At 69.7% G+C, this 13,474-nt stretch carries 15 protein-coding genes; 5 read left to right on the forward strand and 10 right to left on the reverse strand.

Features of this window, described 5'->3' with window-relative positions; translation table 11 throughout:
* The first annotated feature begins 11 nt into the window (after window positions 1-11).
* From LBW94_RS00390 to LBW94_RS00405, 4 genes are all read left to right on the forward strand, one after another.
* Complete coding sequence (locus tag LBW94_RS00390) at window positions 12-872, forward strand: amidohydrolase family protein (protein ID WP_225056053.1); 861 nt, start codon at window positions 12-14, stop codon at window positions 870-872.
* A gap of 219 nt (window positions 873-1,091) precedes the next feature.
* Window positions 1,092-1,433, forward strand: coding sequence for a thiamine pyrophosphate-binding protein (locus LBW94_RS00395; RefSeq protein ID WP_255633953.1), 342 nt, complete (start codon window positions 1,092-1,094; stop codon window positions 1,431-1,433).
* Window positions 1,334-2,101 (forward strand): thiamine pyrophosphate-dependent enzyme, encoded by a 768-nt coding sequence (locus LBW94_RS00400; RefSeq protein ID WP_225056050.1) that lies wholly within the window; start codon window positions 1,334-1,336, stop codon window positions 2,099-2,101. Before LBW94_RS00395 ends, LBW94_RS00400 begins: the two co-directional genes overlap by 100 nt.
* A 23-nt stretch (window positions 2,102-2,124) precedes the next feature.
* The gene (locus LBW94_RS00405; RefSeq protein ID WP_225056049.1) at window positions 2,125-3,198 is read left to right on the forward strand and encodes an Ldh family oxidoreductase; all 1,074 of its coding nucleotides are present in this window, start codon (window positions 2,125-2,127) and stop codon (window positions 3,196-3,198) included.
* 606 nt (window positions 3,199-3,804) lie between these two features.
* Here LBW94_RS00405 and LBW94_RS00410 read toward each other — a convergent pair.
* Window positions 3,805-3,954 (reverse strand): alpha/beta fold hydrolase, encoded by a 150-nt coding sequence (locus tag LBW94_RS00410; RefSeq protein WP_225056048.1) that lies wholly within the window; start codon window positions 3,952-3,954, stop codon window positions 3,805-3,807.
* Window positions 3,955-4,356: 402 nt separating this feature from the next.
* On the opposite strand from LBW94_RS00410, the gene LBW94_RS00415 reads away from it, so the two are divergent.
* A complete protein-coding gene (locus LBW94_RS00415; protein ID WP_225056047.1) occupies window positions 4,357-4,686 on the forward strand; it encodes a hypothetical protein in 330 nt (109 codons plus the stop codon).
* Window positions 4,687-4,895: 209 nt separating this feature from the next.
* On the opposite strand, the gene LBW94_RS00420 is transcribed toward LBW94_RS00415, so the two are convergent.
* The 9 genes from LBW94_RS00420 to LBW94_RS00460 all read right to left on the reverse strand — a co-directional run bounded on the left by LBW94_RS00420 (window position 4,896) and on the right by LBW94_RS00460 (window position 13,444).
* Complete coding sequence (locus LBW94_RS00420; protein WP_225056046.1) at window positions 4,896-5,807, reverse strand: UbiD family decarboxylase; 912 nt, start codon at window positions 5,805-5,807, stop codon at window positions 4,896-4,898.
* A 157-nt stretch (window positions 5,808-5,964) separates the two neighbouring features.
* Window positions 5,965-6,969 carry a LacI family DNA-binding transcriptional regulator gene (locus tag LBW94_RS00425; RefSeq protein WP_225056045.1) on the reverse strand — a complete coding sequence of 335 codons (1,005 nt, stop codon included), beginning with the start codon at window positions 6,967-6,969 and terminating at the stop codon, window positions 5,965-5,967.
* A gap of 111 nt (window positions 6,970-7,080) precedes the next feature.
* Window positions 7,081-7,827 (reverse strand): SDR family NAD(P)-dependent oxidoreductase, encoded by a 747-nt coding sequence (locus tag LBW94_RS00430; protein ID WP_225056044.1) that lies wholly within the window; start codon window positions 7,825-7,827, stop codon window positions 7,081-7,083.
* A complete protein-coding gene (locus tag LBW94_RS00435; protein WP_225056043.1) occupies window positions 7,824-8,660 on the reverse strand; it encodes a TauD/TfdA dioxygenase family protein in 837 nt (278 codons plus the stop codon). Before LBW94_RS00435 ends, LBW94_RS00430 begins: the two co-directional genes overlap by 4 nt.
* A gap of 7 nt (window positions 8,661-8,667) precedes the next feature.
* Complete coding sequence (locus LBW94_RS00440) at window positions 8,668-9,003, reverse strand: hypothetical protein (RefSeq protein ID WP_225056041.1); 336 nt, start codon at window positions 9,001-9,003, stop codon at window positions 8,668-8,670.
* Between the two features lie 9 nt (window positions 9,004-9,012).
* Window positions 9,013-10,302 carry an aromatic ring-hydroxylating oxygenase subunit alpha gene (locus LBW94_RS00445; protein WP_225056039.1) on the reverse strand — a complete coding sequence of 430 codons (1,290 nt, stop codon included), beginning with the start codon at window positions 10,300-10,302 and terminating at the stop codon, window positions 9,013-9,015.
* A 37-nt stretch (window positions 10,303-10,339) separates the two neighbouring features.
* A complete protein-coding gene (locus tag LBW94_RS00450) occupies window positions 10,340-11,530 on the reverse strand; it encodes a CaiB/BaiF CoA transferase family protein (protein ID WP_225056037.1) in 1,191 nt (396 codons plus the stop codon).
* A 29-nt stretch (window positions 11,531-11,559) separates the two neighbouring features.
* Window positions 11,560-12,441, reverse strand: coding sequence for an enoyl-CoA hydratase/isomerase family protein (locus LBW94_RS00455; RefSeq protein WP_225056036.1), 882 nt, complete (start codon window positions 12,439-12,441; stop codon window positions 11,560-11,562).
* 40 nt (window positions 12,442-12,481) lie between these two features.
* Entirely contained in the window at window positions 12,482-13,444 is a 963-nt protein-coding gene (locus LBW94_RS00460; protein WP_225056034.1) for a TIGR03621 family F420-dependent LLM class oxidoreductase, read from the reverse strand.
* Between the last annotated feature and the right edge of the window lie 30 nt (window positions 13,445-13,474).

Consider the following 13,474-nt stretch of genomic DNA (forward strand, 5'->3'; position numbering starts at 1 on the left):
CGAGGAGAACAATGTTCGTCGTCGACACCCAGGTCCACATCTGGAAAGAGGAAACCCCCGATCGGCCGTGGGTGCCCGGCGCGCGAGAGCGGATTCGGCTCAACGGCCACCGCGAGGAGGCGTTCAGCTACGAGGAATGCCTGGCGCTGATGGACGAGGCCGGGGTGAACCGGGCCCTGATCGTGCCGCCGTCCTGGGAGGGCGACCGCATCGACTACGCGCTGGAAGCGTGTGCGGCGCACCCGGATCGGTTCGGCATCATGGCCCGCATCCCGCAGAACGACCCGATCGAGGGCACCCGGCTGCTCGAGGAGTACGCCGAGAACCCGCACGTGAAGGGCACCCGGCTGACCTTCCACCGGCCGCAGGACCGGAACTGGATGATCGACGGCACCAACGACTGGTACTGGCCGGTCGCCGAGTCGCTGAACATCCCGACCATGGTGCACGCGCCGGTCTGGAAGGCCGAGCTCGGCGCGATCGCGGAGAAGCACCCGGGCCTGAAGCTGATCATCGACCACATGGGCATCATGGCCCGCTGCGTCGACGACGCCATCGGCTACTGGGTGAGCGAGACCGCGGACCTGAACAAGCACCCGAACATCTATGTGAAAGTGTCAGCGCTGCCGGGCTATTCGACCCAGCCCTTCCCGAACTCGAACATCGAGAAGTACGTGCGCGAGATGGTCGACAAGATGGGCCCGCAGCGCTGCTTCTGGGGCACCGACATCACCCGCCTGCTCGGCCACGGGCTCAGCTACACCGACACCATCGAGCAGTTCACCAAGCACTTCGACTTCAGCGAGGAAGAGCTCGAGTGGATCATGGGCCGCGGCATCAGCGAATGCCTCGGCTGGCCGATCGAGGGCTGACCCACCCGAGCGCGACTACCGGAACAGGATTCGATGTGACCAGCGACAACTACACTCCCGACGGTGGCGACGCCGTCGTCGGCGCCTTCGACGCGATCGGTTCGGACTACATCTTCTGCGCCTCCGGCTCGGAGTGGGCGCCGGTGTGGGAGTCGCTGGCGCGACGGCCTGCCGGCCCCGCGCTACCTGGACCTGCTGCACGAGACCGTGGCCGTGGGCATGGCCACGGGCTACGGCCTGGTGACCCGGCGGGCGCAGGGGGTGCTGCTGCACGCCGGCCCCGGCCTGTTGCAGGGGTCGATGGCGGTGCACGGGGCGCTGCTGGCCGGGGTGCCGATGGTGGTGGCCTCCTCGGAGTCGATCACCTACGGTGACGGTCCGGGCCCGGATCCCGGCGGCCAGTGGTACCGCAACCTGTCCTTCGTCGGCGGGATGCAGGGCATCGCGGCGCCGTTCACCAAGTGGGCCAACCAGGTCGGCTCGGTGTCGACCATTACCTGGAGGGCGGCGTCGCCGCCACGCTGCGTGCGCTGGCCCGGCTGGCCCGGGAACAGCGGCTGACCGATCGGGCGGCCGAAAGCCCTTACCGGGCAACTCAATTGGCGCGTCACACCGATGAGGTACAGGCGCTCGAGCAGATCGAGGAACGCGCCGCCGCCGGGACCGCGATCGATCCGGTGCTGGTCGCCGCCACACTGCGCCGGCTGCTGGCCGACGAGGATCCGATCGTGGTGGACGAGACCATCACCCACAGCCGGGTGGTACAGCGGCATCTGCGTCGCGAGACCCCCGACTCGTATTTCTATGTGCAGGGCGGGCTCGGCCAGGGCATCGCCGTCGCACTCGGCGTGAAACTGGCCGCCCCGGACCGGACCGTGGTCTTCACCGTCGGCGATGGCGCCTATCTCTACAACCCGATCGTGCAGTCGCTGCACGCCTCGCAGGCCCATGACCTGCCGGTGCTGATCGTGGTGTTCAACGATCACAAGTACCTCTCGATGCAGATGAACCATCTGCGCTTCTACCCCGACGGCGCCGCGGTGGACACCGGCGAGTGGCTGGGTGTGGACCTGTCCACCCAGCCCGACCCGGCCCGGTTCGCCGAACCATTCGGTTTCCACACCGAAAGCGTCACCACCGCAAGCGATCTCGAAGCCGCCCTGGACCGGGCGCTGAAATCCGTGCGCGGCGGCACCACCGCCGTCGTCAACGTCGCCGTCTCCCGCTGACCCTCACCCGGAGTGTGATATCCGTGCCACCGGCCACAGTCGTCGTTCCCGCCGCGGAACTGACCACCTTCTTCACCGCATTGTTCACCCGCGCGGGCACATCCGCCGAGCACGCGGCCACCGTCGCCGAGGTGCTGGCGTGGGCGAGCCTGCGCGGCGTCGACTCGCACGGCGCCTCCCGGGTGCCGCGCTACCTGGAACTGCTGGATTCCGGTGAGGCGAACAAGAATCCGGACCTGCGCCTGAGCTCCACCGCCGCCGCCGTCGCCGTGCTGGACGCCGACCGCGCCCCCGGCCCGGTGGCGCTCACCGCCGCCGCGGACGAGGCGATCACCCGCGCCCGCGCCCGCGCCACCGGTATCGGCGCGGTCGGCGTGCGCCGCACCGTGCACACCGGCGCCATCGGCTACTACACCGCGCGCATCGCCGAGGCCGGCCTGATCGGCATCGGCTTCGTCGCGGGCATGCCGAACATGAGCTACACCGGCGTCAAGGGCGCCGCGGTCGCCACCAGCCCACTGGCCATCGCGGTTCCCGCGGCGACCCACAGCACCCCGCTGCTGGACATGGCCACCGCGGGCATCGCGCTCGGCAGGATCGCCCAATTCCGCAATGCCGGAAAGCCATTGCCGGCGGGCACCGCCGCCACCGCGGACGGCACCCCCACCACCGACCCGAACCTGGCGACGATGCCCCTGCCCCTCGGCGGCGCCAAGGGCGCGGGCATGTCGCTGCTGTTCGAACTGCTCACCAGCGTCCTGGTCGGCGCACCGATCCTCTCGTCCTTCCACAGCGACGACCCCGAAGGCCGCGTACACCGCCAGAACGCCCTGATCATCGCCCTGGACCCGGCCGCCTTCGGCGACCGGGACCGGTTCACCACCGCCGTCGACACCACCCTGGACACCCTGAAGTCCCTGCCGCGCGCCGACGCGAGCACCGACATCCGCTATCCGGGCGAATCCTCCTCGGCGACAGCGCAACAGCGTGCCACCAGCGGCATCCCGGTCGCCGCCAAGGTCTGGGCCGAACTCGAAACCGCCGCGGAGAAGCTCGGCGTAGCCGTCCCGGCTCCGGTGGGGAAGCCTTTCACCTGATCGCACTGCGCACTCGGCGTTGGTCCGAGGAGTGGGATATCCCGGTGGTCGATTTCGGTCGGCCGATATCGGCCGAGGAGATCCAGCAGACCGCCCGAGCATGCCCAGGCTCGCGTGGCGTTGGACCGAGCGGCGCTCACCGTGGTGTCGCCGTCGGTCCTGCTGGAGGTCGAGCACATCGTCACGCGGAACGCCGGCCGGGTACCGCGTCGACGACTGGTTGTTGCGCGCGCAGGCCGACGGGCGCGTCGAACTACCCGTGGTTGCGGCCGGCCTCTGTCGCCGAGGCCGGGGCGAGGTCGGGCGCGCTGCGGGTTCGCCGTGAACGCGGCGGTGAGGTGTCGTGCGAGGACGTCGGGTGCCTGCGCGTGCGCCAGATGTCCCTGGCCGGGCAGGCGGACGACGGTGGCCTGGGGGAGGGCGGCGGTGAAGGTCGTGAAGGTGGTGCCGTACGGGGGTCGGCCCTCGTTCAGTTCGCCGAGCAGCAGGGTGACCGGGATCGGGAGTTTCGGGTATCTGTGCAGGGCGGGGTGGTGGGCGTCGAGGGCGGTGAGTTCGTCGGCCAGGGGTGGTGCGAGGCGGCGCAGGGCCGGCCAGGTCGGTGTGCTACGCAGGGCCGCAACGTATTCCGTGGAGAAGCCCGCGTTCGGTGGCGGCCTCCAGCGCGATGAGGCCGCCGTAGCTCCAGCCGAACAGCGTGACGCCGCCGCCGAGGATGTCGAGCACGTGGTGCAGGTCGTCGATCTCGGTGCGCACCGAATAGCCGGGGCCGAGGGGCCGCTGGGTTCCCGGCCGCGGCGGTCGATCGTCACCACCGGGGACGGTCCCTCGAGGTGGTCGACGACCGGTTGCCAGCTCGCCGCGTCGGCCATGACGCCGGGTAACAGCACCAGGGGTGGGCCCTCGCCGTCGCGGATCGTGGCGGTCAGCGTGGTGCCGGACCGGTGGAATCGGAGTGGTCGCACAGGTGGCGGCCTTTCTATGCCCGAACGTTCGGGCCGAACGTTCGGGTTCTCCCGGCCCGGGATCCACCGTGCGATGCCGTCCCGCTCGCGCGCCGGTGGTCCGCCGCCAGCTTCACCCCCGGCGACCTCGGCTATCCGGTGTTCGACACCAGGATCGGCCGGATCGGCCTGCTGGGTGTGGACGCCGCCGCCGTTGTACGACGACTCCGGCACCTGCATGGCCGCCTATCCGACCATGTCCGCCGCGCACGTCAACAGTGTCTTCCTCGCCGCGGCCGACCGGATCGGCACCGAGCGCACCTCGGGATTCATGGGCAATTCGCTGATCCCGGGCACCGACGGCTGGCCGATCGGCCGGATCGCGGGGCCCGACGAGGACACCATCCTGTACGCCGACATCGACCTGACCGCGGCCCGCTCGGCGCCGATCTGGAACGCGCTCAACGACCTGCACCGCGACCGCCGCACCGATCTCTACGATCCGATGCTCGGCTATCGTGGCGGAAATGCGCTGCCGCGCTGAGGAATTCATGGCCGATTGGACGATCCCGGGAACCGCGGCCGTCGCCGAGGTCCGGCCCGGACCGGCGCGGTGTCCGGGCCCCGATGCGCGCGGCCCGAGTATGCCGCCACACGTGGAGCGGATGGCCGGCCCCGGCGACTTCACCGCCGCCATGGCCCGGGTCGGTCGCTCCCGGCGGCGCACCGGCGCGGCTCACGGATAGGTGAGGTTCAGGTCCGGGGCGAAGGGGCGGGGGTCGACGTGTAGCCGGGGAATTCCGGCATGGCGTGGCCGGTGCGGGTGTTCTGGTCTGCGGCCTCGCGGACGTTCGGCAGGATCATGCCCTCGATCACCACCTCGGCGGCGGCGATCGCCCGCTGCGGCACGGTGAGGCAGTCGGTCAATTCCACCGGGCGGCCGCGCAATCCGCCCGCGATGTGCAGTTCGTCGTAGCCGTAGGGCGTGGTCGGCGCCTCGAAGCAGGCGCCGATGTGGATCGCCGGGTCCAGGCCCATGTTCACCGAGACCGCGAGCGGTCTGCCTTGGGCCTCCGCCTTCTTCCGGAATTCGTCGATGTGGCGGCCGGGGGCGAAGAAGATCGTCATCCGGTCCGGGCCCTGCACGCACAGGCGGTGGATCGTGACGTCGGTGCCGGCCTCGGGATCGCTGGACAGCACCAGGCCCAGGCAGAAGTATGGGCCCGCGTCCTGATCGGTATTGGTCGGCGCGGGCAGGATCTTCCGCAGGTCGAAGCCCGGATCGTCGGCCCGGTGCACCACCTCGCGGCAGGGCGGGATGTCGGCGGCGACCTCGATCGGCGCGATCGCGTCGTCGATGGCGGCGGCCATCCGCTGCGTCAGCCGCCGCGGCGGCGAATCCAGCAGCAGCCCGACCCGTTCCCGGCTTGCCATGAGCCCCACCAGAACCCGAGCTCCCGGATATCCGATGACGGATTCGAACAGCATCGCCGGGCCGAGCCGGGTGGGCCGTTCGACGGTGCCGCCCGCGCCGATCCGCTTGTAGACGCCCGCGAGTTCGCCGCTGGGATCCACCGGATGCGAGGTCTCGAGCAGTTGCCCGGGATGGCGCCGCAGCAGCTCCAGGGCCGAGCGCAGGTCGTGCACGCCGGAACCGTCGGTCATCGCCGGCTCCGGTGGTCGGGCGTTGCTACGGCGGTCCGCATCACAGCTCCTCGGGTGCCGGTGACGAATCCGAACGGTCGGTGCGTGCTGTGCCCGAGTATCGGCCGCACGCGCGCGAATTCGCGGCACCCGGGGGATCCGGGCGTGTCCGGTGCGGTCAGAAGTCGTCGGGGCACCCGCAGGAGCCGCGCCGGGTCAGTTCGGCGGTCAGGTGCACCACGCCCGGGTGGGCGGTGCGGGTGGCGATCTGCTCCAGCAGCAGGTCGACGGCCAGTTCGCCCATGCGGCGGGTGGGCTGCACCATCGTGCTGAGGCCCGGCCGGGTGTAGCGGGCGTATTCGATGCCGTCGAAGGCCACCATCGCCAGATCGTCCGGCACCCGCAGCCCGGCGTCGTGCGCGGCGCGCAGCATGCCCATCGCCTGGAGATCACTGGTGACGAACACCGCGGTGGGCCGTGGCGTGGCGGCGGTGAGCGCGGCCAGCGCGTGGTACCCGGCGGCCCCGCCGAAATCCGCCCGCACCAGCGGGCCTTCGGGTAATCCGGCCTCCGCCAGCGCTTTCCGGTAACCCTGCACCCGGTCCTCGGCGGTCGACACGTGCGGGCCGCTGACACAGGCGATGGCCCGGTGCCCGTGCGCGATCAGATGCGCCACCGCCTCCCGCGCCCCGGCCACCGAATCGCACATGACATGCGCGCAGCGCGCCGGATCGATGATGCGGTCCAGGGCGACCAGCGCCATGTCCGACTCCTCGCAGGCGTCGGCGACCCCGGTCTCCCACGACGACGAGATCGCCAGCAGCCCTTCGACTCTGCGGTCGATGAAGGTACGCACATAGGCGCGCTCGCGCTCCTCGTCACCGGCGGCGTTGCCGACGAACAGGGGATAGCCGCGGGCGAAGGCGGCCGCCTCGATCACCGCCGACAGTTCGGCGAAGAACGGATTGGCGCCGTCGGGGATCACCATGCCCAGCGCGTGCCCGCGGTTCATCCGCAGGCTGCGCGCGGACACGTTGGGCCGGTAGCCCAATTCGGCGATGGCCGCCTCGATGCGGGCGCGGGTGGCCGGTGCGACCTGGCGTGGTCCGCCGTTGATCACATAGCTCACCAGGGCGGGCGAGGTACCGGCCAGCCGCGCGACATCGGCTCGTGTGATTGCCATCCCGACCATCCCTTCGTGGATCTCGTCCATCCAAGCATCCGACGGCGGTCGTGGCTGGTGAGGTCGGTCACACGTGAAAGGCGGCCTGCGACTCCACTTTTCGATGACGGGTCAGGTGTTGCGGCCCCCGTTCACGCCGATCACCTGGCCGGTGATGTATCCGGCCTCGGCCGAACACAGGAATGCGCAGGCCGCGGCGATGTCCTCCGGGCGGCCGGCCCGCCGGACCGGGGTGGCCCCGGCGTGCTGGTCCACACTGCCACCGAGCAGTCCGTGCTGCTCCGAATCGCGCAGCATCGGGGTGTCGACGAAGCCGGGCGGGATGGTGTTCACCGTGATCCCGGCCGGACCCAGTTCCAGCGCAAGGGATTTCGTGAGACCGATCAGTCCGGCCTTGGACGCCACGTAGTGGGTCATGTACTGCTGGCCGGACTGGGCGCTGGAGGAGGAGATGTTGACGATCCGGCCCCAGCCGGCGGCCACCATGTCCGGGACGACCGCCTGCGTGCAGTAGAACGGCCCACTGAGATTGACGGCGAGGATTCGATCCCACTCCTGGTCGGTGATGTTGAGAAACCGTTTGAATCCGGTGATTCCGGCATTGTTGACCAGGACCAGTGCCGGGCCGGCGGTGTCGCGCACGCGCTGCACCGCGGCCTCCACCTGAGCCCGATCCGAGACGTCGACCCCGCCGAAAGCGGCCGCGCCGTGGCCCTTTCCGGTGATCTCGGCGGTGACCCGTTCGGCCGCTTCGGAATTGCGGTCCAGCACGGCGACGTGCATGCCGTCCTCGGCCAGCCGGTGCGCGACGGCCCGGCCGATCCCGGATCCCGCGCCGGTGACGATCGCGGTCGTCATGCCACCGCCTCCTCGCCGGCCAGTGAGGTGCGGTGCATCAGCCGCGCCGAATGCTCGCCGTACGGGCGGGCGCGATGCAGCAGCCCGGTGTTGTCCCAGACGACGAGATCGCCGACGCGCCACCGGTGCCGGAGCACGAAGCGCGGCTGGGTCGCCCAGTCCAGCAGCCGGTCCAGCAATGCCCGGCCCTCGGGCCGGGAGCGGCCGACGACCTCGTCGGCGGTGGCGCCCAGCAGCAGGGAGCGGCGGCCGGAGCCGCGGGTCCACACCAGGGGATGTTCGCGGGCCGGATTGCGGTCCCAGGCGGCCCGTTCCCGCGGCGACGGATTCGGGTACACCAGCAGTTGCGAGGCCGCGAAACTGTGCACCACGCGCAGGTCCGCCAGTGCGGCCTGCTCCTGCGGCGGCAGCGCCTCGTAGGCGGCGTAGGTGTTCGCGAATTCGGTGTCGCCGGTGTCGTCGGCGGCGATCTGCCGGGCGGTCAGCAGGGTCGCCTTGTCCGGGATCGCGGCGGTGGTGCCGTCGATGTGCCAGAAGAAGGTGCCCTCCCGGTATGCGGCCAATTTGCTCTGCGCCGCATCCCGGGTCACCTTCTGGATTTCCGGATGCCGTGGTTCGCCGCCCAGCGGCAGCGGCACGACCGTGCCCAGCAGCCGGCTGAAGGCCACCAGTTGGTCGTCGTCGAGATGCGCGTCCCGATAGATCACCACACCGCGCAGTTCCAGCGCGGCCGCGCATTCCGCGGCGACGCCGGGATCGACCAGGGCGGCGCCGGACAGCCCGTTGATCTGCACACCGGTGGTCGGAGTGAGTTCGGTGACGGAATATGCCATACCGGCCTCACACCGCCGGTTCGGTGACGGTGTCGAAGAACGACGCGCCGGAATCGGGGATGCGCGGTTGTTTGAACACGTTCACCGGATAGGAGACCATCACCAGCGAATACAGCAGTCGCAGCAGCCGGGTCTCGGCCTCGGGCAGCTCGTTCAGATCGAATTCGTTGAGGTATTCGATGGCGGCCTCGGCGTGCGGGGCGATCGCGTCGTAGAAGGCGTCGAGTTCCTCGATCGTCTTCGCCATCCGGGTGTCGTAGCGCTGCTGCCGGGTCGGCAGGGCCCAGTCGGTCAGATACGGTTCGAGATCGCGGAACGGTTCGGGCAGAAGTGCGGTCGTCATCTGCTGCTCCTATTTCCCGGGGAGATTCTGGTGGGCGGTCACCGTGTCGCGGACGACCTTGTGGAAATTGCGGATCATCAATTCCTGATCCGACAGGTGGAACTGCCGGTTGGCGCCGGTGGCCAGCGCCGAATGGGTGGCCTCCACGGTGTTGGAGTCCTGCATCGCGAATTCGATGGTGGTCTGCGCGGTCATCTCCTGGGCCAGCCGTTCGGCGGCGTTGCGCGGCGGCACGAAGAAGATGTCGAGCTCGTAGCTGTGCGAGTCGACCGCCTCCGGCCAGTACTGGTAGGTGATGTAGTAGTTGCGGGCCCAGAGCTGCACCGAGAAATTCGGGAACAGCCAGTAGGCGTCGTTGCCCCAGGATTTGATCCGGCCCGGATTCAGCACATCCGGCAGCGGGCCGACGTCGGGCACGTCGTCGGGGCCGAACAGGCCGGCCCGGAACAGTTTGTAGATCCAGCGCTGATCGTGTCTGGCCGGGCCGAGCGCGCCGGGGGCGCGCGGCGGCAGCGGCGGCGGGCCGGGCACCGAGTTCAGCATGTGCGAGGTGAACAGGTCGTAGTGGTAGGAGTCCGGCGGCGGCACCAGTTTCTCCGCCTTCGACACGTCCGGATTGATGAACCGGCCGTGCACGTACGGCGGGTGATACCACTCCAGGATCGTGTCGATCGACAGTTTCCAGTTGCCCTTGACCCGGGTCTTGTAGGCATAGCGCTCGGTCATCTGCTCGAACGGATAGCTCTCCACCGCGGTGAACTTCTCGCCGAGGAAGGTGCGCAGCGGCTGGGCGTGCGGATCGAAATTCACGAAGACGAAGCCGGCCCAGGTGTCGCAGTGCAGGGCGGGCATGCCGAGGGCGTTCTTGTCCAGATCGAAGAACTGGTCCTCGTTGGTGACGTGCGCGACCTTGCCGTCGAGCCCGTAGCGCCAGCCGTGGTATTTGCAGGTGAACACCCGGCACGAGCCCGCGGTCTCCTCCGCCGGATGTTCCTGCCAGACCACCTTGTTGCCGCGGTGCGCGCACACATTGTGCAGCGCCTTCACCGTGCCGTCGGCCTGGCGCACCAGCACGATCGAGCCGAGGCCGGGCAGTTCCCGGGTGAAATAGCTGCCGGTGCGCGGGAGTTGTTCGATGCGGCCGACCTTGAGCCAGGACCGTTTGAACACCGCCTCCCGTTCGGCCCGGAAGAACTCCTCGGACACCGCATCGTCGTAATCGACCGGGCCGGTGCCCAGCTCCGGATATCGGGGCGTGAACTTGCCCCGGCCGGTGGCCAGTTTCTCTTGAATCGCCATGGCACAACCTTTCTCTCGGTGTGGTTTCGGGCCGGGATCACACGACGCCGGCGGCGCGCAGCGCGGCGATCTCGGCGGGTTCGCGGTGCAGCAGCCCGCGCAGCACGGCATCGGTGTCGGCGCCGAGCGCCGGTCCCAGCCAGCGGATCGCACCGGGGGTGTCCGACAGCGCCGGAATCACGCCGGGTACCGCCAGTGCTCCGATACGGGAGTCGGCCTCGGTGATCGTGCCGCGGTGCGCGAACTGCGGATCGGTGAAGATGTCCGCGATCGAATTCAGCGGTCCGGCCGGGACCTCGGCGGCGCGGCAGCGGGCCAGCGCCTCGTCGCGGGGCAGCGCCGCCGCCCACGCGCGCACCAGCTCGTTCACCTCGTCGCGGGCGGCGAGCCGGGCCGCCTTGGGGCCGAACCGATCCGGGGCTGCCAGCTCGGGATCACCCATGGCCCGGGCCAAGCGGGCGAACATCTCGTCGTTGGAGCAGGCGATCGCGATCCAGCGGTCGTCGGCGGTGCGATAGTGGCTGTGCGGCACCACGTTCACGGTGTCGGCGCCCATCCGTTCCCGCACGAAGCCGAATTGCTGGTAGGCGGGCGCGATCTCGTCCAGCACCCGGAAGATGGGCTCGTACAGCGCCAGGTCGACGCATTGGCCGCGGCCGGTGGTCTCGCGGGCGCGCAGCGCCAGCAGGGCTCCCACCACCGCGTACAGGCCGGCCAGGTAGTCGCCGAGCGAGGTGGAGCCCGGCGTCACCGGGGGCCCGCCGGGTTCGCCCGCCAGCAGCGACAATCCGGCGAAGGCGTGGGCCACCCGGGCGAAGCCGGGCTGGTCGGCCAGCGGCCCGGACTGCCCGTAGGCCGACATCCGCAGCAGGATCGCGCGTGGGTTGAGCTCCTGGATCTCCGGGAAGCTCAGCCCCCAGCGTTCCATCACCCCGGGACGGAAGTTCTCGATCACCACGTCCGCCTCGGCGATCAACTCCCGCAACAGGTCCCGGCCGCGTCGATCGGCGAGGTTCAGCGTCACCGACCGCTTGTTGCGGGCCTCCGACAGCCAGACCAGGGTGTCACCGCAGTCGGTCTCGGTGCCGAACCGGCGCAGGTGGTCACCGCTGCCGGGCCGTTCGATCTTGACGACGTCGGCCCCGAACTCGCCGAGCACCGTCGCACAGAACGGGCCCGCGATATAGGTGCCCAGGTCCAGGACCCGGATCCCGTTGAGCGCTTGCATGGAGAAGCCTTCCGGCACTGTGATTTTCGTCAGCCTTGCGGGCCGGGCTCGGCCCCGCCGCTCCACGGCTTGTCGTCCCAGGCCCGGTCCAGCGGCGCCATCCGGCCGCCGGCCGGGAAGAAGGCGCGCTGGGCGTAGGTCTCGAGACCGATGCCCTGGCCCATCTGGTCGAGGAAGGCCCGCTTGAGTTCATGGGTGAACAACTGCCGGGTGTAGCGCAGCGTCAGCGGCGGCCGTTTCACCAGCTCCCGGGCCAGTTCCCAGGCCCGGTCCAGCAATTGGTCCTTCGGATGCACCTCGGCGACCGCACCCCAGTCCAGGGCCTCCCGCGCCGACAGTTTCTTGCCGGTCAGCAGCAGATAGCGGCCGCGGTTGTGGCCGACGAGGAAGTTCCAGATCACGTGCTGACCGTCGCCGGGCACCTGCCCGCGCGGGAAGTGCGAGACATCCTGGAACCAGGCGTCCTCCGAGGCCAGCACGATATCGCCCATCAGCGGGACCTCGGAGTGGATGTTGCACGGCCCGTTCACCGCGCTGATCATCGGCACGTCCACGTTCAGCACGTTGAACATGAGATTGCGGTTGTACCAGGCCTTCTCGTCCAGCTTCCACAACCCGCGGTCACCGGGCATGGCCTGGTAGACCGGTGGATCGATGCGGGAGCCGTCGGGCATGAAACCCCAGTCGGCGTTGTAGTTCTCGCCGGTGCCGGTGTGGATCAGCACCTTGATCTCCCGGTCGCCTGCCACGTCGGCGAAGGCGTCGGCCATGTCGTCGTGCGATTTCCAGTCCCAGACCAGCGAGCCGCCGTCGGTGTGGCACTGCATGAGCAGGATGCCGTCGGCGTCGAGTTCGAACCGGTAGTTGGCGTAGCGGTCCTTGTACTCGCTGTAGCGTGTGCGTTTGACCATCTCGGTCCTTTCGATCGGGTGCGCGCTCCGGGTGCGCGGCCTACTTGCCGGTGAGCAGCTCGACAACCGGTGCGAAGGCGGCGAATTCGGTCTGCTGCACGGTGATGTAGTTGGCGCCGTAGATTTCTCGTCGTTCCAGCAGCCGGTCGGCGATCTCGTCGACGGTGCCGGTCAGTACGTTGGGGTGATCACCGAGGCCGTCCGCGGAGATGCGCAGCACCGTCGCGATCCCGGACAGCGCCGCGGCCGGGTCGGCGGTGACGGCGGTGAAGAACGGCGAACTCTCGATGTCGATGTCGCCGAAGCGATCTCCGGCGGCGTCGCGTACGAAGCCGAGCCGCCGCGCGGCCTCCTGCTGCGGAGTCCGGCCCGCCGCGTCGACCGGATCGAAGGGCACATTGCTGATGCTGGCGATATCGGCCTCGCGGCCGGCCAGCGACAGCACCCGGCGGCGGCTGCCGCCGATCATGATCGGCGGATGCGGCCGCTGCACCGGCAGCGGCAGTCCGGCGTAGTCGCGGGCGGTCACGTAGTCGCCCGCGATGTCCAACTGCTCGCCGGAGCAGTGCGCCTTGAACAGCGCCACCACCTCCTCGAGCTTCGAGATCCGTTGCGCGCCCGGCGTGAACGGGATGCCCATGGCCCGGTACTCAGGTTCGCTCCAGCCGCCGCCGATGCCGAATTCCAGACGGCCGTCGGACAGCCGATCCAGGGTGGTCGCCTCCTTCATCAGCACGCCGGGCACGTGGTAGTCGGCGCAGAACACCCGGCAGCCGATCCGCAGCGTGGTGGTCACCGCGGCGGCGACGGCCATCGCGGTGATCGGGGCCAGATGCTGGGGTGGGTAACGCGCCTCCTTGGCGGCGGGTCCCTTGCCCAGATAGTGATCGGCGAGGAACAGTGTGGAATAGCCGAGTTCCTCGATGCGCCGGGCGGTCTCGTGCCATTCGGCGCCGGAGCCGGGCCGGGTCGCCTGAACGGCGAAGCGGAAGGGTCTGGTCATGTGGGCCTCGTTCGCTGGTGCGGATGCGGC

It is taken from the genome of Nocardia sp. alder85J, assembly GCF_020176955.2.
Lineage (GTDB): Bacteria > Actinomycetota > Actinomycetes > Mycobacteriales > Mycobacteriaceae > Nocardia.

What these genes read in the sequence shown, in the direction of transcription:
- LBW94_RS00440 (WP_225056041.1), bottom strand. Translation starts at nt 9,003, where the DNA reads ATGACGACCGCACTTCTGCCCGAACCGTTCCGCGATCTCGAACCGTAT.
- LBW94_RS00455 (WP_225056036.1), bottom strand. Translation starts at nt 12,441, where the DNA reads ATGGTCAAACGCACACGCTACAGCGAGTACAAGGACCGCTACGCCAAC.
- LBW94_RS00425 (WP_225056045.1), bottom strand. Translation starts at nt 6,969, where the DNA reads ATGGCAATCACACGAGCCGATGTCGCGCGGCTGGCCGGTACCTCGCCC.
- LBW94_RS00445 (WP_225056039.1), bottom strand. Translation starts at nt 10,302, where the DNA reads ATGGCGATTCAAGAGAAACTGGCCACCGGCCGGGGCAAGTTCACGCCC.
- LBW94_RS00395 (WP_255633953.1), top strand. Translation starts at nt 1,092, where the DNA reads ATGGCCACGGGCTACGGCCTGGTGACCCGGCGGGCGCAGGGGGTGCTG.
- LBW94_RS00450 (WP_225056037.1), bottom strand. Translation starts at nt 11,530, where the DNA reads ATGCAAGCGCTCAACGGGATCCGGGTCCTGGACCTGGGCACCTATATC.
- LBW94_RS00460 (WP_225056034.1), bottom strand. Translation starts at nt 13,444, where the DNA reads ATGACCAGACCCTTCCGCTTCGCCGTTCAGGCGACCCGGCCCGGCTCC.
- LBW94_RS00390 (WP_225056053.1), top strand. Translation starts at nt 12, where the DNA reads ATGTTCGTCGTCGACACCCAGGTCCACATCTGGAAAGAGGAAACCCCC.
- LBW94_RS00435 (WP_225056043.1), bottom strand. Translation starts at nt 8,660, where the DNA reads ATGGCATATTCCGTCACCGAACTCACTCCGACCACCGGTGTGCAGATC.
- LBW94_RS00420 (WP_225056046.1), bottom strand. Translation starts at nt 5,807, where the DNA reads ATGACCGACGGTTCCGGCGTGCACGACCTGCGCTCGGCCCTGGAGCTG.
- LBW94_RS00430 (WP_225056044.1), bottom strand. Translation starts at nt 7,827, where the DNA reads ATGACGACCGCGATCGTCACCGGCGCGGGATCCGGGATCGGCCGGGCC.